General features: G+C 54.1%; 28 protein-coding genes. 9 read left to right on the top strand and 19 right to left on the bottom strand.

Annotated elements, in window-relative coordinates:
- Positions 1–30 precede the first annotated feature (30 nt).
- From aspS to rpmE, 5 genes are all read left to right on the top strand, one after another.
- Positions 31–1,800: an aspartate--tRNA ligase gene (aspS, locus tag VAE57_RS07055; RefSeq protein WP_322821178.1), complete on the top strand. Its 1,770-nt coding sequence runs from the start codon at positions 31–33 to the stop codon at positions 1,798–1,800.
- 159 nt (positions 1,801–1,959) lie between these two features.
- Positions 1,960–2,883: a response regulator gene (locus VAE57_RS07050; RefSeq protein ID WP_322821177.1), complete on the top strand. Its 924-nt coding sequence runs from the start codon at positions 1,960–1,962 to the stop codon at positions 2,881–2,883.
- Positions 2,884–3,009: 126 nt separating this feature from the next.
- The gene (gene rplU, locus VAE57_RS07045) at positions 3,010–3,321 is read left to right on the top strand and encodes a 50S ribosomal protein L21 (RefSeq protein ID WP_012258181.1); all 312 of its coding nucleotides are present in this window, start codon (positions 3,010–3,012) and stop codon (positions 3,319–3,321) included.
- A gap of 14 nt (positions 3,322–3,335) precedes the next feature.
- Entirely contained in the window at positions 3,336–3,611 is a 276-nt protein-coding gene (gene rpmA, locus VAE57_RS07040; protein ID WP_012258180.1) for a 50S ribosomal protein L27, read from the top strand.
- Positions 3,612–3,623: 12 nt separating this feature from the next.
- Positions 3,624–3,923: a 50S ribosomal protein L31 gene (gene rpmE / locus VAE57_RS07035; protein ID WP_012258179.1), complete on the top strand. Its 300-nt coding sequence runs from the start codon at positions 3,624–3,626 to the stop codon at positions 3,921–3,923.
- A 395-nt stretch (positions 3,924–4,318) separates the two neighbouring features.
- On the opposite strand, the gene VAE57_RS07030 is transcribed toward rpmE, so the two are convergent.
- Positions 4,319–5,287: a helix-turn-helix transcriptional regulator gene (locus VAE57_RS07030; RefSeq protein WP_322821176.1), complete on the bottom strand. Its 969-nt coding sequence runs from the start codon at positions 5,285–5,287 to the stop codon at positions 4,319–4,321.
- Positions 5,288–5,289: 2 nt separating this feature from the next.
- On the bottom strand, positions 5,290–5,484 hold the full coding sequence (locus tag VAE57_RS07025) for a hypothetical protein (RefSeq protein ID WP_322821175.1): 195 nt from the start codon (positions 5,482–5,484) through the stop codon (positions 5,290–5,292).
- A 159-nt stretch (positions 5,485–5,643) separates the two neighbouring features.
- On the opposite strand from VAE57_RS07025, the gene VAE57_RS07020 reads away from it, so the two are divergent.
- The 3 genes from VAE57_RS07020 to rfbB all read left to right on the top strand — a co-directional run bounded on the left by VAE57_RS07020 (position 5,644) and on the right by rfbB (position 8,470).
- Positions 5,644–6,786 (top strand): 5-(carboxyamino)imidazole ribonucleotide synthase, encoded by a 1,143-nt coding sequence (locus VAE57_RS07020; protein ID WP_322821174.1) that lies wholly within the window; start codon positions 5,644–5,646, stop codon positions 6,784–6,786.
- Between the two features lie 50 nt (positions 6,787–6,836).
- Positions 6,837–7,331, top strand: coding sequence for a 5-(carboxyamino)imidazole ribonucleotide mutase (gene purE, locus VAE57_RS07015; RefSeq protein ID WP_322821173.1), 495 nt, complete (start codon positions 6,837–6,839; stop codon positions 7,329–7,331).
- 125 nt (positions 7,332–7,456) lie between these two features.
- Entirely contained in the window at positions 7,457–8,470 is a 1,014-nt protein-coding gene (rfbB, locus tag VAE57_RS07010) for a dTDP-glucose 4,6-dehydratase (RefSeq protein WP_322821172.1), read from the top strand.
- Positions 8,471–8,545: 75 nt separating this feature from the next.
- Here the strand turns inward: rfbB and VAE57_RS07005 are convergent, their stop codons facing one another.
- A complete protein-coding gene (locus VAE57_RS07005; protein ID WP_322821171.1) occupies positions 8,546–8,761 on the bottom strand; it encodes a hypothetical protein in 216 nt (71 codons plus the stop codon).
- Positions 8,749–9,471 (bottom strand): TIGR00730 family Rossman fold protein, encoded by a 723-nt coding sequence (locus VAE57_RS07000; protein WP_322821170.1) that lies wholly within the window; start codon positions 9,469–9,471, stop codon positions 8,749–8,751. Before VAE57_RS07000 ends, VAE57_RS07005 begins: the two co-directional genes overlap by 13 nt.
- 67 nt (positions 9,472–9,538) lie before the next feature.
- Here VAE57_RS07000 and VAE57_RS06995 point away from each other — a divergent pair, with 67 nt between their 5' ends.
- Positions 9,539–10,120 (top strand): thymidine kinase, encoded by a 582-nt coding sequence (locus VAE57_RS06995; protein WP_322821169.1) that lies wholly within the window; start codon positions 9,539–9,541, stop codon positions 10,118–10,120.
- A gap of 63 nt (positions 10,121–10,183) precedes the next feature.
- Here the strand turns inward: VAE57_RS06995 and VAE57_RS06990 are convergent, their stop codons facing one another.
- The 15 genes from VAE57_RS06990 to VAE57_RS06920 form a co-directional block, all read right to left on the bottom strand.
- Positions 10,184–10,846, bottom strand: a complete 663-nt coding sequence (locus VAE57_RS06990) for a PspA/IM30 family protein (protein ID WP_066784737.1) — start codon at positions 10,844–10,846, stop codon at positions 10,184–10,186.
- Positions 10,847–11,651: 805 nt separating this feature from the next.
- Positions 11,652–12,368, bottom strand: a complete 717-nt coding sequence (gene rsmG, locus VAE57_RS06985; RefSeq protein WP_322821168.1) for a 16S rRNA (guanine(527)-N(7))-methyltransferase RsmG — start codon at positions 12,366–12,368, stop codon at positions 11,652–11,654.
- Positions 12,365–12,982, bottom strand: a complete 618-nt coding sequence (nadD, locus tag VAE57_RS06980) for a nicotinate-nucleotide adenylyltransferase (RefSeq protein WP_322821167.1) — start codon at positions 12,980–12,982, stop codon at positions 12,365–12,367. Before nadD ends, rsmG begins: the two co-directional genes overlap by 4 nt.
- 12 nt (positions 12,983–12,994) lie before the next feature.
- Positions 12,995–13,237, bottom strand: a complete 243-nt coding sequence (locus tag VAE57_RS06975) for a hypothetical protein (RefSeq protein WP_322821166.1) — start codon at positions 13,235–13,237, stop codon at positions 12,995–12,997.
- A gap of 11 nt (positions 13,238–13,248) precedes the next feature.
- A complete protein-coding gene (locus VAE57_RS06970; protein WP_287158279.1) occupies positions 13,249–14,151 on the bottom strand; it encodes a hypothetical protein in 903 nt (300 codons plus the stop codon).
- Between the two features lie 102 nt (positions 14,152–14,253).
- Positions 14,254–14,904 carry a hypothetical protein gene (locus VAE57_RS06965; protein ID WP_322821165.1) on the bottom strand — a complete coding sequence of 217 codons (651 nt, stop codon included), beginning with the start codon at positions 14,902–14,904 and terminating at the stop codon, positions 14,254–14,256.
- 636 nt (positions 14,905–15,540) lie between these two features.
- Positions 15,541–17,601 carry a TIGR03986 family CRISPR-associated RAMP protein gene (locus tag VAE57_RS06960; RefSeq protein ID WP_322821164.1) on the bottom strand — a complete coding sequence of 687 codons (2,061 nt, stop codon included), beginning with the start codon at positions 17,599–17,601 and terminating at the stop codon, positions 15,541–15,543.
- Positions 17,602–17,612: 11 nt separating this feature from the next.
- Positions 17,613–17,897: a CRISPR-associated protein Csx19 gene (csx19, locus tag VAE57_RS06955; RefSeq protein ID WP_322821163.1), complete on the bottom strand. Its 285-nt coding sequence runs from the start codon at positions 17,895–17,897 to the stop codon at positions 17,613–17,615.
- Positions 17,898–17,909: 12 nt separating this feature from the next.
- Complete coding sequence (locus tag VAE57_RS06950) at positions 17,910–18,167, bottom strand: hypothetical protein (protein ID WP_322821162.1); 258 nt, start codon at positions 18,165–18,167, stop codon at positions 17,910–17,912.
- Positions 18,164–19,576, bottom strand: coding sequence for an RAMP superfamily CRISPR-associated protein (locus VAE57_RS06945; protein ID WP_322821161.1), 1,413 nt, complete (start codon positions 19,574–19,576; stop codon positions 18,164–18,166). The genes VAE57_RS06950 and VAE57_RS06945 overlap by 4 nt, the downstream gene beginning before the upstream one ends.
- Positions 19,569–21,074, bottom strand: coding sequence for a hypothetical protein (locus VAE57_RS06940; RefSeq protein WP_322821160.1), 1,506 nt, complete (start codon positions 21,072–21,074; stop codon positions 19,569–19,571). The genes VAE57_RS06945 and VAE57_RS06940 overlap by 8 nt, the downstream gene beginning before the upstream one ends.
- A complete protein-coding gene (locus VAE57_RS06935) occupies positions 21,071–21,748 on the bottom strand; it encodes an RAMP superfamily CRISPR-associated protein (protein WP_322821159.1) in 678 nt (225 codons plus the stop codon). The genes VAE57_RS06940 and VAE57_RS06935 overlap by 4 nt, the downstream gene beginning before the upstream one ends.
- Positions 21,749–21,759: 11 nt before the next feature.
- Positions 21,760–23,322, bottom strand: a complete 1,563-nt coding sequence (locus VAE57_RS06930) for a Cas10/Cmr2 second palm domain-containing protein (RefSeq protein WP_322821158.1) — start codon at positions 23,320–23,322, stop codon at positions 21,760–21,762.
- Positions 23,323–23,339: 17 nt separating this feature from the next.
- Positions 23,340–24,518 (bottom strand): hypothetical protein, encoded by a 1,179-nt coding sequence (locus VAE57_RS06925; RefSeq protein WP_322821157.1) that lies wholly within the window; start codon positions 24,516–24,518, stop codon positions 23,340–23,342.
- 1,136 nt (positions 24,519–25,654) lie between these two features.
- Positions 25,655–25,870 (bottom strand): hypothetical protein (locus VAE57_RS06920; RefSeq protein WP_322821156.1); only part of this gene is annotated, 216 nt, incomplete at its 5' end.

The following is a 25,870-nucleotide window of genomic DNA, read 5'->3' as shown; positions in this document are numbered from 1 at the left end:
AATGCTGCTTTCAATTCGGCAGGAGAGTCTATGTACCGTTCACATACCTGTGGTGAGTTACGTCCGGCACACGCCGGTCAGGAGGTGACGCTGGCCGGCTGGGTTCATCGTCGGCGCGACCACGGCGATCTCATCTTCATCGACCTGCGTGATCGCTATGGGATCACGCAGGTTGTTTTCAACAGCGCCCATCCAACCGCCCACGAGGTTGCCGAAACTGTTCGCTCGGAATATGTGCTTCAGGTACACGGGAAGGTACGGATTCGCCCTCCAGAGGCGGTGAATCCTGACCTGGCCACCGGTGAGATTGAGCTGGAAGCATTGGAAGCACAGGTACTGAATCCAGCTCGTACACCACCCATTTATATTGCTAAAGAGGGTGGTGAAGACGAGTCGGTGCGATTGAAATACCGGTATCTCGATCTACGGCGCGAACGGATGCAGCGCAACCTGATCTTACGCCATCGCGTCGTCAAGTTCATTCGTGACTTTCTCGATGCAGAAGGTTTTCTTGAAATTGAGACGCCAATCTTGATCAAATCGACACCGGAAGGTGCGCGTGACTACCTGGTGCCATCGCGGTTGCATCCGGGCAAGTTCTACGCCCTGCCGCAAAGCCCACAGCAACTGAAGCAACTGTTGATGGTTGCCGGTTACGACAAATATTTTCAAATTGCCCGTTGTTTTCGTGACGAAGACCAGCGTGCTGACCGGCAGCCTGAATTTACGCAGCTCGATATGGAGATGAGCTTCGTCGATCAAGACGATGTGCTTGATCTGATTGAGCGCATGTTCACCGCCCTCTGTCGTACCGTCGTTCCCCACAAACATCTGCCTACTCCCTTTCGGCGGCTGTCGTATGCGGAAGCGATGGAACGCTACGGCTCGGATAAACCAGACCTGCGCTACGGTTTGGAGCTGGTCAACCTGAGCGATCTGCTAATCGAGACACCATTCCAGGTCTTTCGCAATGTGTTAAACAGTGGTGGACAGGTCAAAGGTATCCTGGCACCGGGCTGTGCCCACTTCTCGCGTAAGCAGATTGATGAGTTGACCGACGTGGTGCGCACTGGTGGCGCTAAAGGGTTGGCCTGGGCGGTATTACCGGCAGATGGTGGCGAGGTACGGTCGAGCTTTGCCAAAAACCTGGCACCCGGCGAGTTTGCTGCTATCGTCGAACGGATGCAGGCTGAAGCCGGCGATCTGCTCTTAATCGTCGCCGATCAACCGGCAATCGTCGCCGCTTCACTCGACAAACTGCGTCGCAACCTGGCCGAACGGCTGCAACTGGCCGATCCGAATACGCTCTGCTTTGCCTGGATCGTGGATTTCCCGCTGGTGGAATGGAACGAAGACGAGCAACGTTGGGATGCTGTTCACCATCCATTTACCGCACCCAAAGATGAAGACATGCACCTGCTGGCAACCGATCCCGGCAAAGTACGGGCAAAGGCTTACGATCTCATCCTCAACGGCTATGAAGCTGGTGGCGGCAGCATCCGTATTCATCGCCGCGATGTTCAGCAACAGATCTTCTCGCTGCTGGGGATTAGCGAAGAGCAGGCCCAGACGCAGTTTGGGCACATGCTTGAAGCCTTTGAATATGGTGCACCTCCCCACGGTGGCATTGCCCCCGGCATTGATCGCCTGGTGATGATTCTGGCCGATGAACCGACCATTCGCGAGGTGATGGCCTTCCCCAAGACCCAGCAAGCGGTTGATTTGATGACGAATGCGCCGTCGCCGGTGGATGAGCGGCAGTTGAAAGAGCTGCATATCAGGATCGTGATGCCAGAATAGGGTTGCATCCAAAGGGAAGCTGCACATAACAAATTCTTCATCAAATTAGTACCTTTGACCTGACGACAAAATCACCATAAACCGGCTATACTATAGGATGCACGACGTCCATGCCGCCGCCGCGCCTCGAGGCGCGGCGTTGCGTTCGCCGGAGCGGTTATGCCTAAGCGCATTTTAGTTGTTGATGATGATCCGAATATTCGCCGACTGGTATCACTCGCTCTCACTGAGGATACACCATATGAAGTAAGTGATGTATCCTCGGCAGAAGCGGCTCTCCTCCACATCTCCCGGCAACCGGTCGATCTGTTGTTTACCGACGTGCGGATGCCGGGAATGAGCGGGATCGAACTCATTCAGCGGGTACGTCAACTTGATCCGGGTACGGCGGTCGTTGTCTTTACCATTAGCCCGGATAACTTGTCACCACAATTGAAAACAGAGTTGCAAATTGACTATGTCTTGACAAAACCGGCTACTGCCGAACAATTACGGCTGGCGGCAACGACCCTTCTCGATCCGATCAAGCCGGCTGCAGCAAGCCGTTCTGAAGCCCCGGCAGGAGAGACTTCCGGCAGCAGTCGATTCAGTCAACGACTGGCGATGCTCCGTTCCCGGCAGCCGGCGCAGTCAGCATCAACCGGATCATCGAGCGTCGCCATGCGGCTCACGCCGCACCAGAGTGGCCATAGCGGACGGAGTTATTCCGAAGCGCAACTTGAGCGTATGCGTCAATCGTTGAAGGATCTGGCCCTGGCGCCGGATGTCCAGTGTGCGATTCTGGCCGATATGAGCGGGCTGGTCCTCAGCCACTGGAGCCGCCGACGTGATATTAACGTGACGGTTGTTGCTGCACTGGCAGCCGGTAACACGCTGGCCCTGGCCGAGATTGGCCGCCATCTGGGTCAACAGCGGCCTGGTCATCTGGTGATCCACGAAGGGCAGGATCAAAATATCATTATGGCTTCTGTTGATGATTTGATTCTGCTGCTGGCCATTGGTGCCAACGCTTCACTCGGTTGGGCGCGGATTGCCGCTCTGCGTGCCTGTGAAGAGATGGCACGTATCGCACACAGTGCATAGCACGACTGCGCTGTTTGACACTGAGCACACCCTTTGCTATACTACGCAAGGCAAAGGGCGGTGCAACCGCTCTGTTTTCATGTTGTCTCGACGCTACGATAGCGTCGCCCCAAGGAGAAGAAGACCGTGTATGCAATTATTCGTGACCGAGGCATGCAATACCGTGTCGAGCCGGGCCAAGTCCTGACCATCGACCTGATCAGCGCCGAACCGGGTAGCCAGATCGAGCTAGGAGAGGTGCTTTTGGTGGGCGACGCGGAACAGGTCAAGGTCGGCTCGCCGCTGGTCGAAGGTGCTGTGGTGCGGGCAGAAGTATTGGGAGAGCAAAAGGGCGACAAGATTGTTGTCTTCCGCTACCGCAACAAGACCCGCTATCGCCGGCGCACCGGTCATCGCCAGCGCTACACTAAAATTCGGATTAGCGAGATCGTCGCCTGAGAGGAGCTTGAACGATGGCCCACAAAAAAGGTGTAGGTAGCTCGCGTAACGGACGCGATAGCAATCCAAAAATGCGCGGTGTCAAGCGCTTTGGCGGCGAGCATGTTCGCGCCGGAAACATTATCGTCCGCCAGTGTGGCACCAAAATTAAGCCGGGTGAGAATGTTGGGGTAGGTCGTGACTGGACTCTGTACGCGCTTGTTGATGGCGTCGTGCAGTTCGGCCACTATTCACGCACCCAGAAGATGGTGAGCGTGATCCCAGTTACTGCCGCAGAAACGGCTCATTAGAGAGGACGTGTCGTGAAACAGGGTATTCATCCCAAGTATTACACTGATGGCATTGTGTGCGGAACATGTGGGACGGTCTGGAAGATTGGTTCCACTCGCCCCAATCTGCGGGTCGAGATTTGCGCCAATTGCCATCCGTTCTACACCGGCGAGCAGCGGATTGTCGATACTGCTGGCCAGGTTGACCGCTTTATGCGGCGCTTGAATGTGGCGCAAGAGCGCCAGAATGAGCGCGAGAGCCGGCGGGCAGCTCGTACTCAGCCGGAAAAGAAGAGCCTGCTTAAAGAGATTTATGGTGAAGATGCCGAGTAGGCTATCGGTTCGCTTGCGTTCGGTAAGGTCGGCTTTTCGCCGACCTTTTTCGTTTTCGTTCACGATGACATGTACTTCCAGAAGAATGGTGCATAAGCACCGTCACCGTCGCCGATTTGAGTCGTTCGTTTGGTCCAACCTTCCCACCATTATATGGTCGCCAGCGCTGCTCTCTTCCATACCGGCGGGCTGGGAGCAGGATATGCTTTGATGATTGGCAAGCGTTCATGAGCCTGTCCGACAATCCGGTAGCACGACAGTACAGCTTTATGAAACACGTTCAAGCCATCCGGTCATTGTTCCGTGGATGTACGACACAGCTTCTATGCCCGCACAGTTCGCTCGCAGAGGGGAAGCAGCATTAGCGCCGGTGTTCTTTGGCCTGGACAGCCTGATCACACATAGTGCGCCAACATCTGACGGGCGTGGTTGATCACTTCGTTGCGCAATTCTTCTGGCGCCAATACCTCAACGTCAGCGCCCCAACTCAAGACCCAACTCAGAATCTCACGAATACCGCCAACAGTGAGGTGAAGATCGCAACCGCCATCAGCATTGTCGATGAGCTGCTGGCTATGGTGCCAGCGATTTTCGCGAATGCGGGGGGCAACCTGGGGGGTGAAACGCAGATGGATCGAGACCTCGGCTTCGCTCATAACAGCCCATGCCCGCGCCAAATAGTCGTATGGATCGAAGCCATCAGGAATGTGGTAATGCTCGTCGAGTAACTCGGCGTGTTCGATGCGCTCAACCTTGAAGGTGCGCACATCATCACGGAGACGATCATAGCCTATGACGTACAGGCCCGGTGTCATGCGCACAACTTCAAGAAAATAAGGGGCAATATCGCGTTCGGTTGCCGGTCGGTTAGGCGCTCGATAGCGAATCCGCACCATACGCCGATCTGCCCACGCTCGGGTCAGTCGTTCGAGGATTTCGACGTAATGCGGACTGGGTGGCCGTTCGCGAACGAGATTGGCGAGGCGGGCGATATGGCCGGCAATCGTCTGATCAGGGAGACCGGCGGCCAGTTGATCGAGGGCCGAGACGATATGGGGATTATGTTCGTCGCTGTGATGGCTCAGGAGGCGAGCAGCAAAGAACAGGGCAACGGCTTCATTGAGGTTCAGGCGGATTGTTGCCAGATAGGCGTTGCGGTCGATCCCGTATTTGCCGTTGTGTTGCCAGATCGGCGCACCACTCTCGCTCAGGATGTCGAGATCGCGATAGATGGTGCGCCGATTGACACCACATAGTCGAGCCAGGTCAACCACACTCAGCCCATCGGGGGCGTTGTAGAGCTGGTGTTCAATGCGGCGGAGACGAGCAGCTTTGCTCCGCACACGATCATTGGTCTCGGACATATCTACAATACAAACGAAGCAACGATCATCCCAATGGTGAGTAGTCCACCCCACACGGTGATCCAGAACAGATCACGGCGTACATCGGCATACTCACGGCTGTAATCAGGCGGCTCAATCGAACGCGCAACCGGGCGTCGTACCGGGCCAGGACGCTGATTTGAGCGACGACGATTGCTACGCGAAGAGATCGACATACGACAAAGCTCCTTGATCTGGTTTAGTATTCCTCTCGTATTATAACGGAAGTTGTGCTGTTACCGGCAGCTTGCACATCCGCTCTTCTAAGGGTACTATACCCGACGTAGATTCATGACAACTCAGACTAAAACGAGGCTTTATTGCTCAATACCTATATGCGTATTGGAATCTTTGGTGGTGGACAACTGGCCCAGATGTTGACCCAGGCGGCAATTTCGCTGGGGATTGAGATTGTGATCTGCGAACGGGTTGCGGATAGTCCAGCTGCGCGCTATACCCAACACACCATCGTTGGCCCCTGGGAGGATGAGACGGTACTAACCACGTTTGCCCATCAGTGCGATATTGTGACGCTGGAAAACGAGTTTATCGATGCCGGCCTGCTCGAACGAGTCGTCGCTCAGGGAGTACCGGTCTGGCCATCACCGGCAACGGTGGCAGTGGTGCAGGATAAATTGTGGCAGAAAGAACGGCTGGCCGCTGCCGGCCTGGCCGTACCACCGTTTCGATCTGTTGCGACCCCGGATGACGTTCTCACTGTAGCACGGGAGTTCGGCTGGCCACTCGTGCTCAAGACACGTCGTAACGGGTATGATGGCTATGGCAATGCGACACTCCGTACCGCCGAAGATACCCTGCCGGCCTGGGAACGGCTTACCCGCGGTGGTAGTCCGTTGCTGGTGGAGGCGTGGGTACCTTTTACGTGTGAACTGGCAGTGATGGTGGCACGTGGGCGTGATGGTGCCATTGCATCCTATCCCGTGGTAGAGACGGTACAGCAAAACCACATTTGCCATATCGTGCGAGCGCCGGCCCCGATTGAAGCAAAGCTGGCCGCACTGGCGACCGATCTGGCTGTAGCGGCTATTCAGGCGGTGGATGGGGTGGGTATTTTTGGGGTTGAGTTGTTTGCCCTGGCCGATGGTCAGGTGCTGATCAATGAATTAGCGCCACGTCCCCACAACTCTGGTCACTACACGATTGAAGCGTGCGTAACCTCGCAATTTGAGAACCACCTGCGCACTGTTGCCGGATGGCCGTTGGGTGCGACTACACTCCGCTCACCGGCAGCGGTGATGGTCAACCTGCTTGGCCGTCGCAATGGGCCGATTACCCCAACGGCGATTACCGCAGCATTGGCAGTACCCGGTGCCCATATGCACTTTTATGGAAAGCGCGAGGAGCGCATTGGACGTAAGATGGGGCACGTCACCGCGCTTGGGTCAACACTGGCCGAAGCGGAAGCCATTGCCCGTCAGGCGGCGGCGCTGGTGACGATGCCTGACGGGCATCAATGATTAATCGTTCTGGGCCAGATACAGCATTTCTCGCGGATAAGGAACGAGCGATGACAGATCATCCATTAGTAGGCATTATTATGGGCAGCGACAGTGATCTGCCAACCATGCAGGGGGCAATTGATGTCTGTCGCGAATTCACCATTCCCTACGAAGCACGGGTTGTCTCGGCCCATCGCACCCCGCTCGATATGGCCGAATATGGTATGACAGCCCACCAACGCGGCATTCGGGTGATCATTGCCGGGGCCGGCGGAGCAGCCCATTTACCTGGCATGATTGCGGCGCACTCACCTTTGCCCGTGATCGGGGTGCCTGTCCCCAGCAAGGCCCTCAACGGTCTCGACTCGTTACTCTCGATTGTGCAGATGCCAGCGGGAGTGCCGGTAGCCACAGTCGCGATCGGGAACGGGCGCAACGCCGGTTTACTGGCCGTCCAGATTCTGGCGAGTGCCGATCCAGAACTCTTAGCGCGTGTACAGGCGTACAAAGAGCGTATGGCCGCCGAGTCGCGGGCCAAGAACCGCATTTTTACTGAAGTGTAATATGATGACCTGTTGTTGTCATCGTGCTGCGCATCCGGTATGCTATAACCCAATTGCGGGTATACCGAATGCACGCAGGGTGTTGCAGGTCATCATTCTGGTACATGAAAGGAACAGGCCGTCCTATGCGGAATCTGCTTATTACCGGTGGAGCCGGTTTCATTGGCAGTAACTTTGTCCACTATATGCTTGGCAAATACGATGATTACCGGATTGTGGTGTACGACAAGCTGACGTATGCCGGTAATCTGGCTAACCTGGCTCCGGTTGCCAATGATCCACGCTTTGCCTTTGTGCAGGGCGATATTTGTGATATTGATGCAGTACGACAGACTGTACGTGCGTACAACATCGACACCATCGTTAATTTTGCCGCTGAAACGCACGTTGATCGATCGATTATGGCACCCGATGCCGTCGTGCGCACCAACGTCAATGGCACCTGGGCCCTACTCGAAGTAGCCCGTGAGTTCCAGCTTGAGCGATTTCACCAGATTAGCACCGATGAGGTGTACGGCGCTATTCCGGCACCACGCCGGTCACGCGAGGGTGATCCACTCGAACCGCGCAGCCCCTACTCGGCCAGCAAGGCCGGGGCCGAGCATCTGGTGTACGCCTACTACATCACCTATGGTGTACCAATGACGATAACACGCGGCTCGAACAACATCGGGCCGTACCACTACCCGGAAAAGGCGGTACCACTCTTCACCACCAACGCGATTGACAATCTGCCCCTGCCAATCTATGGCGATGGCCTGCAAGTGCGCGATTATCAATACGTCCTCGACCATTGCGAGGCGATTGATCTCGTGCTGCACAAAGGTCAGATTGGGGAAGTGTACAATGTGGGCACCGAGGTCGAAACGCCCAATATCGAAATGGCGCACAAGATTCTCGATATTCTCGGCAAGCCATACAGTCTTATCCAGCACGTCACCGACCGGGCTGGTCATGATCGGCGCTATGCGCTCGATTGCTCCAAATTACGAGCGTTAGGCTGGCGTTCACGCCATACCTTCGACGAAGCGCTTGAAAAGACGGTGCGCTGGTTCGTTGAGAACGAAGCCTGGTGGCGACCGATTAAATCGGGGGAGTATCTGGAATACTACCGCCGCCAGTATGTCGAACGGGGGTAGCGTACCGGCGGTGAGATTACAGCCAATCCCAGGGGCGACCGATTGGCCGCCCCTGCATTATTGAGCAGATGTGTATCAAACCTGGAATCCGTCAGCCGATCTCACCTCTACCAGATAGCCGTCGGCGATGCGTCGGAAACGAACATGGCGCGGCGCCGGCGGCAATTGCCGGCGGGCCAGTTCTTGATCAACACAGGCCATAATCTCGCCCCACAGCCCCGCTTCACCCCGATAGTAGCGGAACAACAGCGCACAAAGCTCCGCACTGGCCGGCCAGGTTAGTGTGTCCACGGTTCAGTTCCTCGCTTGCCGTGTCGATGCTGGTACGATTGCACAACATGCGCACAAATCTGTTGGGGGTCATCGCAGATCAGTAACCGATCAATATCAGTTTGGGTAATCGTGCCATGGGCGAGCAGCGTATTGCGCACCCAATCAAGCATCCCCTGCCAGAAATCGGAGCCGTACAGAATAACCGGAAAGTCGTGAATTTTTCCGGTTTGAATAAGCGTTAACGCTTCAAACAACTCGTCAAGGGTACCAAAACCACCGGGAAAGATCACAAATGCCTGGGCATACTTAACAAACATAATTTTGCGAATGAAGAAATAGCGAAAACGCACTTCCAGATCAACAAAAGGATTGGCTCCGGTTTCAAATGGCAATTCAATCGTACACCCAACCGAGCGGCCACCACCAGCACGCGCACCCTTATTCGCCGCTTCCATCAGACCGGGGCCACCACCGGTGATGATCGTAAACCCGGCCTGGGCAAGCAGGCGGGCCGTCTCGGTAGCCGCAGCGTAGATTGGTGATGCCGGTGGAATGCGGGCCGAACCAAAGATCGAGACGGCAGGCCCCAGGCCGGCCATATTCTCGAAACCCTCGACAAATTCACCCATAATACGCAAGACCCGCCAGGTATCTGTATGGGTAAAATCGTGAACCTGCCGGTAGGGATCGGTGTGTAACAATCGTTCGTCTTCTGTCTGTCGTGACATGGTATGGTATACTCCGCAAATTGATGGGCAACACTGCCCATAGGATACTACAATTTCAGGAGGAGTGATGACGCGCCCAAGCGATGGTGGCCGCATCGAGGTGATTTGCGGCTGTATGTATAGCGGGAAGACCGAGGAACTCATTCGACGAATGCGTCAGGTACGGATTGCCCGCCAGTCGTACCGCATCTTCACACCGCGGATGGATACGCGCTATGCCGAGGGGCAGGTGGCAAGCCATAGCGGGAGCCGGCTCGAGGCAATTACAGTGGCGACCATGAAGGACATTCTGGCCCATGCCCAGGATGTCCAGGTTGTGGCCATTGATGAATTGCACCTCTTTGATGACGATCCGGCCGAAATGGTACGTGGGTGTCAATGGCTGGCCAATCGCGGTGTGCGAGTGATTGTAGCCGGCCTTGATCTGAATTATCGCGCCGAGCCATTTCCGGCCATGATGCATCTGCTAGCGCTCGCCGAGCAGGTAGACAAGCTATACGCCATTTGTGTGAAGTGCGGTGCCTACGCAACCCGGTCACAACGATTAATTGACGGCAAACCGGCTCCCGCCGATGCACCCACCATTGTGGTAGGTGGGCTTGACATGTATGAAGCACGTTGCCGAACCTGTTACGAGCCGGCGGTGTAAGCTGTAGCAATGGGGCGAGCATCAGCCCGCCCCATCACCAGGTGCATTGGAAATGTATATCAATCAGCTCAGGCCGAGTTTACGCTTCAGCTCAGCCAGCTCGCTATCCACCTCGGTCTCCTTCTCCAGATTACGGAAACGTGCTTCGAGCGAGTCCCCTTCCAGTTTCGCCATTGCTTCAGCGCGGGCCAAGCGATCATCTACCTTTTCTTCAAGCTGATCGAGCTTATCCAGGGCACTGACCCGGCCAATCGAAGCCGCTGTGCGCTGAAGTGCCTCTTGGGTCTGCGCACGGTTCTTTTTAGCGATAATCAGCTCTTTGCGTGCCTTAACCTCAGCGATCCGGGTTTCGAGGTCAATTAACGCCTGCTGGAGAGCTTCCACCTGTTCTTCCTGAGCCTTTTCCTGGGCACGGTATTGCTCGGCCAGTTTCTGTGCCTGCACCTTACGCGCCAGTGCTGCTTTGGCCAATGCTTCGTCACCGGCACGCAACGCACGCTCGGCCTTAATTTGCCACTGCTCGGCTTCACCCTCGGCAGCAATACGGCGCTGTTCGAGGCGGGTTTCATCAGCCATTGCCTGGGCAACCCCCGTTCGAGCCTCATATAGCTCGTTCGTCAACTGGCGCAGGTACTCGTTCGCCATCTTCTCCGGATCCTCCGCTTTGTCGAGCATGGCGTTAATGTTGGCACTGATCAAATCTTTAATTCGACCGAGAATGGACATGGACGCTCCTCCTTTGGTTGCGATATGAAACAGACGCTGGCTGTAGAGATACGTGCCCGGAGATAAGACGCTGCCTGCATTGTAGCACGCCGATCCCGCTTCTACAACCCTTGATCTGTACGAGTCAAAAGGCAGATAAGTTGCAACGTACTCACGGTTGGCCAGAGGTCGTGAGAGAGAGATACAACACAGCTTCCGCACGCCAAGCCGGCGGCAGAGGGCAAAGTTTGATCGATAACCCAAGTTGCCACCTTTATCACCACAGAGACACGGAGGACACAGAGGAGGGATATAACCCGGGTTGCTCCTGTGAGACGTAACGTAGCCCGTCTACAGGAACTGGCTGCTCCCCACATCGTTCATGCGGTTACGCCATCCGGTGTTGCATGTAACGTCGTGGCGTTCAGCCTAACAGACAGCCTCCATCACGAGCGATGGCTTCGATTAAAACAGATTTGCTAGACCGGTTCGAGCCATCCGCACGCAAATGCAGCGCCAGGGTGATGGGGAGCAAGCGGATCACGCCGGCGCTGCGCTCAGCGATGCAGCACGCCCCCACCCCAGCCCGCCCCCGCTGGGGGCGGGAGGATGCTGTGCAGGGCGAGGAGCGAGCCGGAGGCGCGCCCCCACCCTAGCCCGCCCCCGCTGGGGGCGGGAGGATGCTGTGCAGGGCGAGGAGTGAGCCGGAGGCGCACATTCCCAGGGAGTGCTGGTCTTGTTCACGACGGTGATCAGGTGGAGCGTCGGGGTGACGTTGGGGTTTGAGTGACGCACGACATACGCTCATGCCGGCGGGTATTACTCTCTACAAAGGCCGACGCGCCGGGATGCCAACGGCGCGGGGGAAGCGGTTGGGAGTAGGAGCAGTTTTGGTTACAATCACCAGACTACGCGGCTCTTCATCAGGAATCTCGACCGGCAGGCAGGCGCTGACTTCGCCACCAAGCAGGGCAAGGGCCGTTTGGGCAGCAGCAATTTCTGCTTCTGGATACCGCCCCTTGGGGGCAAGCAGGTGCCCACCGAGGCGCAAGAGTGGCAAGGCGTATTCGAGTAACACCCGTAATTCGGCGACGGCACGAGCAGTCACCACCTGATAATGTTCGCGTTCGGTCGGGTTTTGGCCGACGGTTTCAATGCGCTCGTTTAACACCCGAATATTGCTCAACTGAAGGCAATCAATGACGTGACGCAAAAACGTGGCCTTTTTGCCGGTAGCCTCTACCAGAGTAACCGGCAGTGCAGGATAGAGGATTTTGAGCGGTAGCGCTGGAAAGCCGGCACCACTCCCAATATCGATCAAACTATCCGGTGGCGTTTCCCAGAGTCGGGCCAACCAGAGCGAGTCAAGTAGATGCCGGCGAACCATCGCAGCCCGGTCACGAACGGCAGTCAGGTTAAAGCGTTCGTTCCAGGTCATCAGCTCGTCCAGATAGCGTTCAAACTGCGCCAGTTGGTGATCGTTCAGCGATAGACCCCAATCAGCGGTGGTTCTTCTAAGCAGATGGGCAGTGCTATCGGTCATGCTTCCTCGGCTTGATACAGGCGATGGCGAGTAATGTAATCAAGAACGGCGTCTGGCAACTGGTAGCGTACCGGACGACCGGTGGCAAGGCGGTGGCGCAGATCGGTGCTTGAGATAGCGAGTTGAGGCCCCTTAATTACCGTTATCCGATCAGTAAAAGCGGGCACGGCAGCCAGCAGGGTTGCCGGATCAAAGAGATGTCCGGGCCGTTCAACAACTGCCAGATGGGCGATACGGGCAATCTGATCCGGATCGCGCCAGTGGGGTAAGTCACCGGCAGCATCGGCACCAACGATAAGGGTGAGATGCACTTCAACACCGTAGCGCTCCCGACAGATGCGGAGCGTATCGATAGTATACGAGGGTGGTGGGCGCTCCAATTCAAGCGCCGAGGGAACCAGCGCAGCATTTCCGGCACACGCCAGACGCACCATCGCCAACCGGTGATGGGGGGCAGCGCCGTGGGCCGGCTTCAGAGGCTGGGCAGCAGCCGGAATCAGGAGAACCTGATCAAGGTCACAGACCCAGCGCACTTCTTCGGCAATGGCGAGATGACCGAAATGGATTGGGTCGAACGTACCTCCATAAATCCCCAGGCGGCGAACGGTGGTCATGGCTTGTGCAGCTTATTCTTCACTTAGCTCGCGTGCTTCCTGAAAAAGGTGCCAGACGAGCCAGACCAAATCGTTCTGATCAGCGGGATGGAGATCATCGATATACGGCCAGATCAGCTCGGCCACATCACTTCGCGGCAAAAGACAAACCCGCTCTCCGAGCGCATAATGCAACTGAATCGCCAGCTCATCGGCAAGCTCAGCAAGATCGCGTTCAGGAAGCCGGTCATCGGTTGTAAAACGGTAGCCGCGCATACCAGACCACCTTACCGTTGCCTGAGCGCACGGGTTCGCCGATCATCCTCATAATACTCTTCCTGGTCGCGTTGTGAAATCTGGCGCGTTACCGCTTCGTGTTGCCCGGTGGCAGATGCACGACGTGGCAAGAGCGAATTCTCGGTCAACGTCTCGGCGACAAAATCGAGATACTGTCTAATATCCTCGTTATCTTCGAGACTGTTAAACGGAATGGTTGCCCCACTCACCGTTTTCACACTCTCACCAATATCACGGAGGGTCGCATCAATGCCTTTGACCAGACCGCGCATCACTGCCGCCAATTCTTCCCGTTCCTGCACTGTCAGATTGGCAAAACCGATGAGTGCCTTCTCTTGAGCACGGAGCAGGGTGGCACGGAGAATGGCAATATCGGCCTGGGTTTGCAATTCATACCGACGTACAAGATGTGCCTGACGCACCTGCTCAACCAGCTCTTCCGAAGTGACCGGCGTCCAGAGCAGGGCAGGGATGATAATGAAGCCAATAATACCAATCAGCACCTGTTGAATAACCAGACCGGTACTTTGCACAACCGGTTGCGAAGCCCACCAGGTCCACTGAATCTCAAACGAGTAATAGACAAGGTAAAGGGCGGCAATCATCACCGCAACGTATCCCCAGGTCCGCGCATTAATCTTCTGGAGGAGCATGCCACCAGGTGACCACGGGATCAGGAACGACATCAGGCTTGGTGGTGCCAATACCAGAATAGCGGTATAGGCAGCAGCGATAATCCAATTACCGGTCAACTGGCTCTGAACCCCCCACCAGTAGACGGCAGAGCCTATCATGGCAATGAACGCAAGAATAGCCAGCAGCGACTTTGAGGTGAACTGCCATCCACCCCGGCGACGTTGTCCGCGCACCATTTCCAGATAGCGACTGCTCACGGCGGTTTCCTTACTACTAAAAATAACGATTGCCAACAATGCCGACAAAGGCGAAACCCATTATACTACCACACAGTAACGGTTTTGCAACCTGCCATTTAGCTACTTATTAGTTTGCACATCAGGAGTCAAAAAAACGAACGTCTCAATCCAGTCGGAGTATCCGGCAGCCCGAATCCGTTCGAGTACAGCGGGTGAAAGCGCGGTAATACCATAACCACGATTCACTTCATACGGCACTTCAAGCGCAGGCTGGCCATCTTCACGAAATGTGAACGTTGCCTGGACCATAAAATCACCACTTAAAATACCAAGGAGAACTTTTTGTTGGTTTACTGGATCATACCAGTAAAGTTCACTTCGTTTCGTATTGTATAAACGAGGAGGATCAAAAATTTGCCGGTCCAACTGCTGGGCGCGCCAGCGTTCTTCCGGCGAGAGCGAGGGTAATGTCGGCAGCACGAGGGTTGGTGCTGGAGGAATAGTTGGCGTTGGCGGTACAACAGTAGGAGGTTGCGGCGTCGCCACAATAAGCGCAGCAGTTGCGGTCTGCGTCACAACCGGGGCAACAGTAACCGACGCCGACGGCAACAGCATCGGCACCGCTGAAGCGCGCAGCGTTTGTGCCAGTGGTGGCAGTGTAGCTGGTAATGGTCCGTTCACATCAATATTCGTTGGCAATGTCGAAAGACAACCACTTAACAATGCGACAACCACACCTGCCAGGAGCAACCAGCGGTAACGGTGGCTCATCGCTCAAAACCATGCGCTTTCTAAGAGAAAGATAAAACACCCCTTCCCGGCAGAAGGGTAATCTCCATGGTATTACAGGTTGTGGCAGATGTCAATGATTTTTTGACAAACACAGAGAAACTGTCTCAACAACTGGTAGTGGGCAGGTGGGGGGGGTGAGGCAATATCCACGTGTCGGTACGGTCAACTGCTTTAGCGACAGGTGTGTGAGGTGTGGCTCACCCCCGATGCTGTTGCACATTGTATGGCCTGATACGGCATGATGTGGCTGTTCAGGGTGTGGTATGGTAGGAAATGTTTGAAGTGGAAGCACGGCTTTTACACGTCAAACGAGACGACGCCTTCATCCCTTTCAGCGACTTGCCGGGAACGATATGAATGAGGAGGTGCCGGGGGGTGAGTAGGCGATGGCAATGCTTTCACCTACTCACAATGATACTGCTGTCTTCTTCAGCCATAGTTACTGACGACCAGAGCATTAAGGTATTGTCTGGGTGTAATGAGGGGTTGTTGGTTGTACGGGACAAGCTATGAGGTGGGAATAGTTGGTCTGACACTATCCTCCCTGGCCTGGATTATAGCTAATTACATAGCTTGCCTTCAGTATGTCCTACTCTATATCTGGTTTCAGGAAAATCATCTTCTATTCCGTTTCTTTCGTTTACCTTTGGCTCTTGGCTTTACCACCTGCCTGACAGTCGAAGGAAAGGTATTTCCAAGAGGTTCCCCAATATGTAGCGGATCAGGCAAGACCGGCCGCTCTTTGTACTCATTAATCGGCTCGATGGTCATATACTCTGTCAGTTGACGATCTGGCCCAGGCCATTCCAGCATCTTGAGCAGCATCTTGATGCGTTCCACCTCTTTGAGGGATTGCGCCTGGCCGCGCTCCTGAGTATCCATTCTCTGGAGGATGAAGTTTTCAAAGGCGCGGATAAACTGCTCAATGTTCTTTTCTTCTCTTTCGTCGCTATGCCAATCGGTCTCGCCAAATAGCCGGCGATAGCGACTCTTTCGGTCACTCAGGTAAAGCGTTGGCGTGATCTTAACCGCGCCCATTCCCAGCGGTTTGCCCATCCCCAGACTGTGGCAATAATCCTTACCATCTTCTCCGGGCAAAACGAGCGCCCAGAGTAGTGCACCCAGTTCAAAATCACGCAAGTTTTCAAAGTAGATGCGAAAGCGGAAACGCACGTCAGCTTTGACTGGTCTGATCGAGGTATGTTGGGTATCGGTTGGCCAATCTACTGGACTTGTTTCCTGCACTTGACAAAGGGTGGCCGCATCTCGATGCCAGTAAAGTTTATGACCACGAATAACTGTTTCGTGAGGTGGTGGACTGGCGTAGTGATCAAGCCGTAACTCCATTTTAGGATTGCCGTTCTTATAGCGTTTACCAGAATCTACTTCATCTGGCTCTTGTTGGGTGAGGTAATGCTGAAAGGTTGTTGGCTTTGGTCCACTCAGGATTTTAGGCGTGACCTGCGCCTCCCACACACTAGCTTGTTGTGGCTCCAAGCGGGCTTCCGTGAAGAATACTCGCCCTGCGCGAGCCTGTCGGAGATCCTCTTTTCCTTGTGGCACAAATCCAAAGATTGCCTCCGGCAAATCTATCGAATCTGCCGAACGCAACCATTTGGGTACTAGGTCAAGAGGAGACCGGTTGTACGGTAATCGGAACAACATTACGTGTCCGAAGAAAACCAGTTTGTCTTCGTCGTCAAGCAAGTAGAAGATAGGCTGATAAGGATTCAGTGCTCCATCAGTGCCCAGCAAATTCCGTTGTCCTTGTGTAATTTGGTCTCTATATGCGCGAACAAGATCATCACTAATCTCTATCAACTTTGCAGAAGGATCGGGCGGGAAAACCACCACCTCTCTCTGCTTGCTATTCATTCGACCGCTACAGGCTAAAACGACTTCCTGGAATTCGGGATCGCTTTGTGCACGTGCTTCCAATACCGGTGTGTACTTCAAATACAGAAACCCGCCGCGCACTGGCTGATAGGCATACGTTCCCAACTTGACCCACAGGCGGTAAGCATTCCCGCAGTCATGCCACCTTTCCAATTCCCCCTCTGGAATTTGCTTCATACTAATGCGTGCGAATGTAGTCCCACCTCTAGCTTGAGCGGGCCTGATAAACCAGCGACCTCCCTGCCCTTCCAGATACCCTGCTCGCATCAATGGAGTGAAGTGTTTGTTGCCATCGTCGCTCAATAAACGACCACGGTAATAGTTACCCAGACTGGTAGTGTCTCCTACAGCCCGAAAGACTAGCGGTTCACCCGTTACCCACTGCATCTTGCCATACCCAACAATCTCAACCAGGGTTCGCACCATCCCGCGTAGACTACTGCCTGGGATGACTGGGGTCTGAGCGTCGTCCAGGTGAAAGAATTGGGCATATTTGTTCCGTGCTGTATCGTCACGCATCATTTTTTGGATTCGCTCGGCCCATTCTTTGAAGAAGTCCGGACTCATCGCGCAGCGGGTGTACAACGGCGAACGGGTTTCCAGGATACAGTCAATGTAGCCGGTGTACTCGGTGTAAACGTCGTGACTGGGAATTGCCTCGGCATCCACCGTGACGACCTTCTCCGGTAGAGGCACAAAGTTGTACGGCGCATGGGCCCAAAATTCGTTTCCATCTTTATCACGGCGCTTCATCGTCGGATTGTGATGTTTGGGGTTCATTCTAAACCTCCCTATTGGAGAGCAATCAATCGGCTAAAGGCAACATACGCCTGCCCGTCTGCATCATAGGCCAGATAGTGACGCACCAGGAGTTGCGCAGGAAGTTGAGCAGTCTGGGGCAATGGCGGCGTATGGCATAGTCCCTCACTGCCCTGGCGCAACAACAAGAAGCCATCTTTTTGTCCCTCTGCCCGATCTCCCCACAGCAAATGACTTTCGTCGTAATACTCGCACGGTTCCCCAGCTCCATCCTGAATCACTCGCGCCTGCCATATTGATCCATCCCGCCACAGCAAAAGTTCAGCGGCTTAACCAAACAAACGCACCTGTTGCAACGTCACCGCCCGTAATGGAGGAGAGATTTTAGGAAAAATATCCCTGGATAGATGCAGACCATCGTTGCGTAGCTCCCCCCAGATAACGCCGTCGTCAGCGTGGGCTAATAACCAGTTCAGTTGATAAATTCTTGCCTGAGCGTCCAACCAGGATTGCAGTTCTGTTTCCAGGTTCATTGAAACAGGCAAGTATTGAAACTGATACTGTCCGGTTTTGATTTCGTATTTCATTGCTCCACCTGCTTTACAAAAGCGGTGACGAACCCTTCCAGGCAGTCCTGATCTCCCTCAACTTGCAGACCATTACCATCTTGGGTAATAGTCCAGTGCTGCATTTCACTCTCCCCGACCGGTTTGTAGGTCAGGGTTACCCTCTTGCCGGTGAGCCGTCCACGTCCCACGCCGATCTCGCCGCCCAACGGCAAATCGCCAGTCCACAGATCCTTAAGCAACAGCAAGACCAGCCCGATCTGTGCCGGGGTAGGTCGCTGAATAGTTATCCTGACAGTAATTGCGGTGTCTCCTTTTCCCCAAACCGGCTGTTCGTTAAATAGCGCAGTGGGATACGAACCGCCTGTGAAACGATCAATCTTGACTCTCGTCTGAACCAGGTTTAGCGGTGAAACGATTTCAGTTTCGGCTGTAACCAGACGACTGGCAGTGGGCTTATCTCGTGAGGAATGAATACGTACACCAAACAGCTCATTGACGAGTTTCTCGGCTTGAGACTTTTCTCCTAACGTCTGAGCAATGCGCAATGCACGTGTGCGCAAGGCACCTGCCAGGCTTGTACCGCTCAGAATCGGTTTGAGTTGGCCATTACGCCTGGAGCGCAGATGTACCATATCTGGTTCGTCAGCTTCACCCTGACCGGAGCGAATAAGTAGTGAGCTATCCAGGCCAAAAATAGCATCTATGATGAAAACCTCTCGCTGGTCTAAATCAGCCTGTACTTGTAGCAAGTCGGCAATGTGTGTTCCAATCTGTGGTTCACCGCTTTGCTCAAGCCAGGCCAGCAATCCTTCCGTCGTTGTCAGATCGTAGCGTACCACTCGCCACTCGGTTACGCGGCATTGTCCAAAACCGCGCCGTTTGCGCACACCTAGAGCAATTTCACCCTGTTCTAGTCCTTGCAGAGCAATGGCCAGTCCCTGAAGCAGGGGCTTGTGATTTCCTTCTGGGATTAGCAACTCAATCCTCACGGGAAAGCGGGTTCCGGCTTCCAGCAATTCAATATCGTACAGTTTCCTGGCTTCCGCAGCACGTGTTTTGGGATCAAGGGTCACACCATTCCGCAACTCCACTTGAGGCCGTTCACTGAGAACGTCATAAGTGATAAGCCAGCTCTGCTCCCCTTCAGCATCGCGCTGATAGCCGAAGAGCAGGTTATGCAAAGCTTCAGGCTTACCCCCGTTCCAGTAACCGCATTCCCTTTGCCGCAGATATGTGCGCAAAGCTCCGACGATGGATGATCCGGTTAACAGACCACGGCCCTCCAGTGGATCCAGCATCAGAGGAATGTCAGTAAGGCTGCCACCTTCGCCACTACTGAAGCAGGCTGGTGTTTCCAGTACCAGATCTCCGCTTACAACGATCCGTTCAACGATTTGGCGGCTCTCCTGCCAGTGTGCCTCAGTCATGGTGAGCCTCCTTCTGGGCCTTACGCAAAACCTGATCTATCAAACGGATGGTATACTCTAGCGCTAGCGCGTTGGTCAATTCGGGTTGAATGCCGCCTATATTGATGCGTCCCACGTTTTGCCACATCTTTTTAGGCTCACTCGCCAGCTCTTGCAGCCACTTATCGAGGCTTTGATTGTTAATGCGGGCGCGCTGAAATTGATCGCTGGCGGTCTTCTTCATCTTTTTCAGATACTCGATGATAATCTGCGGATTACTCTGGGCAAGAGCCTGCCGTGCGACAATACGTATCCGCGAGAGCTGGGCATTGCTTGGTGGATTCGATAGGGTGTGTTGGTTAATAGCGCTGATCAAATCCTGATCCAGTCGCTCTCGTAGCATCCGCTCAGCCATTCGCCGTGCCAGGGAGACACTTGTATCGTCTTGCAGAGCGGCAGGCAATGGCTTTGAGGGTAGAGGTGCCTCAACTACTCGGATTTCTGCTGCCCCGTGCCAATTGACGGCGATCCGACCAAACCCTTCAGCACGCCGCTCACCGATACCGGTTATCTCCAGTGCTTTCAACCTTTGCAACAAGTCGGGATTATTCGGATAGACAAACACGCTGCCGGCTTGAATCGCCAGCGTTTGGGGCAGGGGTAAATTCCATTTGCGGTTGAAGCCACCTACTATGCGCCTTCCCACAAAGGCCGCTTTCGTCGCGCCCAAAATTGGTTGCAGACTGGAGACATATGCTCCAGTCTGTGGATCGCGGATCAGGGCGTCGCTCAAAAGAGTAACCACAATATCATTCGAGTCCTCGCCTATGGGGTTATATTCCTGCCAACCGTCCTGGATCTGCACATGCTCAAGCCGTGCTCGTCCATAGCCAGCCAGATGCGAACCACCCAAACTGACACTCTCGCCCTCCAATAACCACTGCTTCAGGATTTCCAGGTCTTTGTCCTGATTGGACAGGATGACACCACAAAAGACCTGTCCTGGCGCAAGAGCGTCATAGCGAAACACCGTGCTTTCACCTTTGACAAGACGCTGTCGTTCTTTTCGCGCTGTATGGATGTTGAGCTGACGATCAGGACTATACAGTTCGACCTTACTGGTCGAGACTCCATCCTCCTTGCTCTGCCACAAGTAACAGAAGGGTTCATTTACTCTTTTCCACTGTCGGTTATCATTCGGGGGGGACACAGCAAAATCATACAGTGGCGCTTCCGTATCCTTATCCCTGCACCAGGAGAATGGCGTGGGTAAAGTGCGCTTTCCCCATATCCTGGGGTAGGCATTCAGGAATAGCGTGCTGCCATCTATGAAAAGACGACGAAAATCAGGGTTGGCGGCATCTGCCGAATGCTGCTTCGTGTACCGGGCAATGAGCATGCCCCGGATCATGCTGCCGGGAATAAACTCAAATCCCACCGCACTGTTGGGATCGCCACCACCCAGACGGGTCGCCAGCAACGGCTCTACCAGATGAAGTTCAAAGGTCAAGGCTTTCATTGGCTTATCTCCTGCTGGACCACTTCTTTAAAGTGGGCAAAATAGCAGTCTGTGATATCTTTGCCCTGAGCATCGTACAGTCGGGCGACCAGTTCTCCGCGTCCCCGGTTACGTCCCGTTCCAGCTCTTCGCCATGCTTTGATACATGCCGCCAGTAACGCGAGATCATCAGACGGAGGTTCAACCCAAAAAGAAAGTTCTGCCTCAAAGGGCGTTTCGCGCAGAATAACACGCATTGAGCGTAGGGTTTCCTGCTGTGGTGCACCCGTCTCGACATTCATCACCGTTTGGCGCCGGATGGCCGTGAGTGAGTGCAAGACCTGCTCGCGGGTCAATTCACCGCGTGCAATCCCACGCTCAACGGCCTGATACAGTTCCTTTGGAATACGAGCGTCTCCTACATGCATCAGCGATTGTTCAGCCGCTCCACTGCCTGGGGAACCGAACAGCCTTTGCGCCGCTTCATACCAGGGTTTTGCCTTACCCTGTTGTTCGAGGGCGAAGAGAATACCAGCACACTCTTCACCAAGCAAGCCCTTGAGTGTGCGTCCACTCAGGTAAGGCAAGCCGTACCTGTCATGCTGAACTTCGCTATCTACCACACCAGCAACGCCATCACCGCGCCCAAAAGTAGCATCACTTTTCAGGGTAAATTTTAGCCAATACGTCCTCATTATTGACCACCTTATAACGGTACAAAGAACTCCAGAGCTTCAATCGCATCAAAGCAGACACAACGCTTTCCAACCCAACCGATCTTGGCCGAATCAGGGTTTCCAGGAATGACCGGGAGGTCTGGAAGTGCATGGACTTGCAAGAATGCTCTAACTGCCTCTTCTCCTTTGCGCAGGGCATCCCGTAGGGCTATGATCTTGTTGCGCCGTTCGATCCATTTGTCTGAGCGGAAATCGTTGATGATGTTTGTAAAGGTTTCCCAGGAACGCCAATCGTTGCTCGATGAAACCAAACGTAATGGACGCATCGTTAACTGGCCACCGGGAACGGTGTATTCCTGCTGACGAATTTGCTGCAAATTCAGCGTCACTCCGCTAACGGCAAAGTGCCAGTCCATTGCCGAAAGGTCCTGTTCATTGAATGGAGGGGCGGCTCGTTCCTTGATATATTCCTTTGCAGAACGGGTCAGATCCTCAGCCAATGTATAGGCCCGGGCGAAGGGAAAATGAGACTTAACGACGGCAATCCCAGCCCGAACCGAGAGTGACCTGTCATCAGACAGAGGTTTGGCAGTGACCTGTCGCAGATAAAACTCGGTCAGGGTCAGGGCCAGTCGTCCATCACAGACGAAGGTCACATCGTCGCCACCCATCACTATCGGGCGTAGGGGAAGTTTCCGATCACGAATTGGAACGACACCGCCGATCTTGTTATTCGGATCTATACTCTGGATAAGCTGGTTGTATGTGGCAACCAGGGCGTCCTGAGCCGCCTGTTTGACCGATTGCGAAAAGTCACGGATGGCCTGGATATACGACCGGTTATCTTCAGGACGGGGGTATCTATTGGCAATAGCCGCAACTCGCTTGCCCATTCCGTTGCCATCGGTATGGATCACGCCAATGTAACTAGACTCTCCCCTGGTACGGCCAAAATCATCAAAATCTTTGGGTATTTCATAACCATTCAGAGGTAATAACTGGGTCAGAGTACTGTGGGCAGTTTCAAAAGCGATCTCTTTAGCCTGGATCTCGGCGGAGATTCGCTTATCATCTTTATTTTTTCCCACAGCCGGCAGACCGGTGTACTGGCAATCTGCTGTTACGCTCAGACCCAGGAGCGGTGTAGAGACCGTAAGATTACGCTTCTTCTGGCTTACTTTTTCCAGAACGACTTGCACCACCTGAGATAGCGCTTCAGACTCCCAATTGAACTCGGTATGGCAAACCACCAGTTGTAAACCGGGAGCCTGGGTTAATACACGGCGAGTCAGACGGCGGGTGAATTCGAGGGCTGTGTCCTGCGATTGGAAGAGAATAACGGTGTTGCCGCCGCCAGCGTAAACTAGTTCGGACGTAAGTCTATGTTTATCTTCTTCAATAGTCTGTGAGTTGAAATGGCCTTTCTGGTCTATATTGGTAGGACCCAGAGCTACTAATTCTTCATAAACCCAGTCCTGTGTGGCACAGCTTATCAGATAGGAGGCACCTACGTTGTGCTTAAGCACGTTGCTGCCGAAAATGTAGTTCTGAATGCCGGTAGTGTCTACAGCAGTAACGATCAATCTAGGCATTGATTCTCCCCTTATTATCACGGCTGAGAGTTGAACCAATCTTGCAAATGGCTTGGCAAATCTGGCAGGTGTTCAGCACCAAAAACACGCACTTTGCCCTGTGCATCCCAGGATTCCTCGATTTCAGTCTGAATCACGGAGGGACTGCTATCAGGATTGTTTTCAGGTGCACAGCAAACCAGTCCTACCCGTGCCTCTTCCCCACCCATCTGCCGGGCGCGGACATAGGCTTCAAACAAGTGTTCCTTGCACTTTTCCTTCTTTTCAGAAGCGATACAGGAGATAGCAAATAACTGGTATCCACGCACGATTGCCACATCAAACTGGAAGGCTCGCTTCTTTGGACCCTGTGGTTGCAGATCAATGCCAAAATCGTCAAATAGATTCTCGTCTTTAGACTTAGCTTGAATGCAAGCCCACAGGGCATATTCTTCCAACCAATCGCCTAAGAACCATTTGCGACACTGTTCCAAACATGTCCATTTCGGATTCAATGCCCGGGCAACAAGCGCTGGTGTAGCGCTGCCATTTCCCAGACGATGAAAGGCTTGAATTACACCTCCAAGCAGCGTGTATTGCGAAGGATCGGGAAGATTATTCAGTGGTTTTTGGCTACACCAACTTCTCCACTCGTTGAGGGCATTCGCACTGCTATGTACATTTGCCAGCGCCGTACAGATTTCAGATTGAACCGGAGTTCGGCGTACCTTGTGAAGGCTGTAACCGTGCAGAGACAGCATATCTGATAGCGAGAGGCGAAGCGCACGGGCTACAGATATATTTATATTTTGTCCATTCTTCTCGATGAAGAGTGAGAGCGTCTTTGCATCCAGATAACTAAATACCGCCCCTGGACAAGCCTCCTTCACTGCCCGATAAGCGTGGACGGCCATTGTTTTGGTGCCACCAGTGTAGTTTAAACCTACATCTTGCTTCCCTCCGACATATCCTTTTACTTGCTTGAAAACATCTTCGGTATTCGCTTCGTCAACTTGAATCATGGTCGCGTTTGCTGCCGACACCAGCGTCGCGATCAAGCGATCAGCAATCTCCTTAGTCTCACGGGTGTGAACCGGGTAGAGATGCCCACCAGACTTGAGTAGTAGCTTGGCCGCTACGTAGTTTGGCAATGGGTTAGCGCCTACGAGGATGAACAAGTGTTCTACCTGACAAGGTTGCACATTCACATTACTCATGTCTCGGCTCCATACTGGTCAAACATGCTCAAGTTCCCGTTTCCAAAGTGATGGTCAAATCATGTAAGCAAAGGCAATTCCCCCCACCAGAAATACCAGCTAGAAGCACACAAGGGATCAGCAGTCGTGCTGAATGTTCCTGCTAATTCCTTCCTACCTACGTGACAACAGACAGTTGTCTGAGAAGGAATGTGGTGTGATCAGCCGAATGAAAATCCGCTGTAAGACATCGGTTTATGCATGTGTCATATTGTACACGTCGAAGTGGTCTTTTGGCAGATGAAATGACCTCTGATATGCCGATGATTCTGGATGCCGGTTTTTACATCAAGGGCAAGGGTGAACGCTAATGCCACGATCCTGACGAGTCGATGCTGTTGCAAGCGGATGACACCTGGGCAAGCCTGTCCTGTTCCCTCACATCACAACCCTGCGCAGGGTGTTGCGGTAGAGCGTCTGGCTTTGCGAACGTGTTCGCTGTTCGCGACCGGTCGGGGAGGAAAGCGCAGAACCGGTGCGACGTGGTTTGTGTAGGGTAACATCACATCTGATACGGTGCATCACGACTACTGGACTCGTTGCTGTTTATCAGTGCGGTGATGACGATTGTCGCGTTCTGAGGGATGGGCTTCCCGCCTGCAATCGTCCATTACCTGTACCGCGTTCGCGGGATGAGCGCGGAAGATGGTCAAGTCTGACAGACGTGATCTGGCCGTATGTCATCCTTAGTAACCGGCAGGGAAACCACTGCGACCCGAACCTGAGCACGAGCACGGCCATGCGACGGCGTGGCTACCGCACGCCAAATGCTGCGCCACGGACAACCTTGGCTGGCAACGGTATCCTCACCGAAACGGGAGACCGCTGCGGGCTGAGCGGCAACGCTGGAGGTGCTCTATACGCCCGTCGGCTCCGTGAACCACGAGGAAGCCACTGAACCCCGAACCTGAGCACGGGCACGGCCATGCGACAGCGTGGCTACCGCACGCCAAATGCTGCGCCACGGACAACCCGAGCTGGCAACAGTATCCTCGCCAACACGGGAGACTACTGCGGGCTGAGCGACAACGCCGGTTCTGTGCGTCCGCGCTCAGGCGTGGTGGCAAAGGGATTGTCGGACCACGGGTTATAAACGCTCATGCACCGGATTTGATATAACCGAATACCGCGATCATCCAACAGCACGCGACTCTCATGAATGTACGAGGGAGATGCTCCCGATCCGCTTCCCACCCAGTATCGGTGATGGAGAAGCGGTTACGACGTTCTTTCGCTCCCCACCATATTCGTAAAATTTCGTAAACACTTGACAAATCTTGAAAATCACTATAGACTATGGAAACCATTCCCGA

The organism is Chloroflexus sp., assembly GCF_034434295.1.
Taxonomy (GTDB): Bacteria; Chloroflexota; Chloroflexia; order Chloroflexales; family Chloroflexaceae; genus Chloroflexus.
This window is presented reverse-complemented; position numbering and strand designations above follow the sequence as displayed.

Excerpts from the sequence above, each read along its gene's own strand:
- VAE57_RS06995 (WP_322821169.1), top strand. The coding sequence starts at position 9,539 with ATGACGCGCCCAAGCGATGGTGGCCGCATCGAGGTGATTTGCGGCTGT.
- aspS (WP_322821178.1), top strand. The coding sequence starts at position 31 with ATGTACCGTTCACATACCTGTGGTGAGTTACGTCCGGCACACGCCGGT.
- rsmG (WP_322821168.1), bottom strand. The coding sequence starts at position 12,368 with ATGACCGATAGCACTGCCCATCTGCTTAGAAGAACCACCGCTGATTGG.
- nadD (WP_322821167.1), bottom strand. The coding sequence starts at position 12,982 with ATGACCACCGTTCGCCGCCTGGGGATTTATGGAGGTACGTTCGACCCA.
- VAE57_RS06960 (WP_322821164.1), bottom strand. The coding sequence starts at position 17,601 with ATGAACCCCAAACATCACAATCCGACGATGAAGCGCCGTGATAAAGAT.
- VAE57_RS06925 (WP_322821157.1), bottom strand. The coding sequence starts at position 24,518 with ATGAGTAATGTGAATGTGCAACCTTGTCAGGTAGAACACTTGTTCATC.
- VAE57_RS07050 (WP_322821177.1), top strand. The coding sequence starts at position 1,960 with ATGCCTAAGCGCATTTTAGTTGTTGATGATGATCCGAATATTCGCCGA.
- VAE57_RS06975 (WP_322821166.1), bottom strand. The coding sequence starts at position 13,237 with ATGCGCGGCTACCGTTTTACAACCGATGACCGGCTTCCTGAACGCGAT.
- VAE57_RS07025 (WP_322821175.1), bottom strand. The coding sequence starts at position 5,484 with ATGTCGATCTCTTCGCGTAGCAATCGTCGTCGCTCAAATCAGCGTCCT.
- rpmA (WP_012258180.1), top strand. The coding sequence starts at position 3,336 with ATGGCCCACAAAAAAGGTGTAGGTAGCTCGCGTAACGGACGCGATAGC.
- VAE57_RS07020 (WP_322821174.1), top strand. The coding sequence starts at position 5,644 with ATGCGTATTGGAATCTTTGGTGGTGGACAACTGGCCCAGATGTTGACC.
- VAE57_RS07000 (WP_322821170.1), bottom strand. The coding sequence starts at position 9,471 with ATGTCACGACAGACAGAAGACGAACGATTGTTACACACCGATCCCTAC.
- VAE57_RS06965 (WP_322821165.1), bottom strand. The coding sequence starts at position 14,904 with ATGAGCCACCGTTACCGCTGGTTGCTCCTGGCAGGTGTGGTTGTCGCA.
- purE (WP_322821173.1), top strand. The coding sequence starts at position 6,837 with ATGACAGATCATCCATTAGTAGGCATTATTATGGGCAGCGACAGTGAT.
- VAE57_RS06930 (WP_322821158.1), bottom strand. The coding sequence starts at position 23,322 with ATGCCTAGATTGATCGTTACTGCTGTAGACACTACCGGCATTCAGAAC.
- VAE57_RS06935 (WP_322821159.1), bottom strand. The coding sequence starts at position 21,748 with ATGAGGACGTATTGGCTAAAATTTACCCTGAAAAGTGATGCTACTTTT.
- rfbB (WP_322821172.1), top strand. The coding sequence starts at position 7,457 with ATGCGGAATCTGCTTATTACCGGTGGAGCCGGTTTCATTGGCAGTAAC.
- VAE57_RS07030 (WP_322821176.1), bottom strand. The coding sequence starts at position 5,287 with ATGTCCGAGACCAATGATCGTGTGCGGAGCAAAGCTGCTCGTCTCCGC.
- VAE57_RS06945 (WP_322821161.1), bottom strand. The coding sequence starts at position 19,576 with ATGACTGAGGCACACTGGCAGGAGAGCCGCCAAATCGTTGAACGGATC.
- VAE57_RS06950 (WP_322821162.1), bottom strand. The coding sequence starts at position 18,167 with ATGAAATACGAAATCAAAACCGGACAGTATCAGTTTCAATACTTGCCT.
- VAE57_RS06990 (WP_066784737.1), bottom strand. The coding sequence starts at position 10,846 with ATGTCCATTCTCGGTCGAATTAAAGATTTGATCAGTGCCAACATTAAC.
- VAE57_RS06940 (WP_322821160.1), bottom strand. The coding sequence starts at position 21,074 with ATGAAAGCCTTGACCTTTGAACTTCATCTGGTAGAGCCGTTGCTGGCG.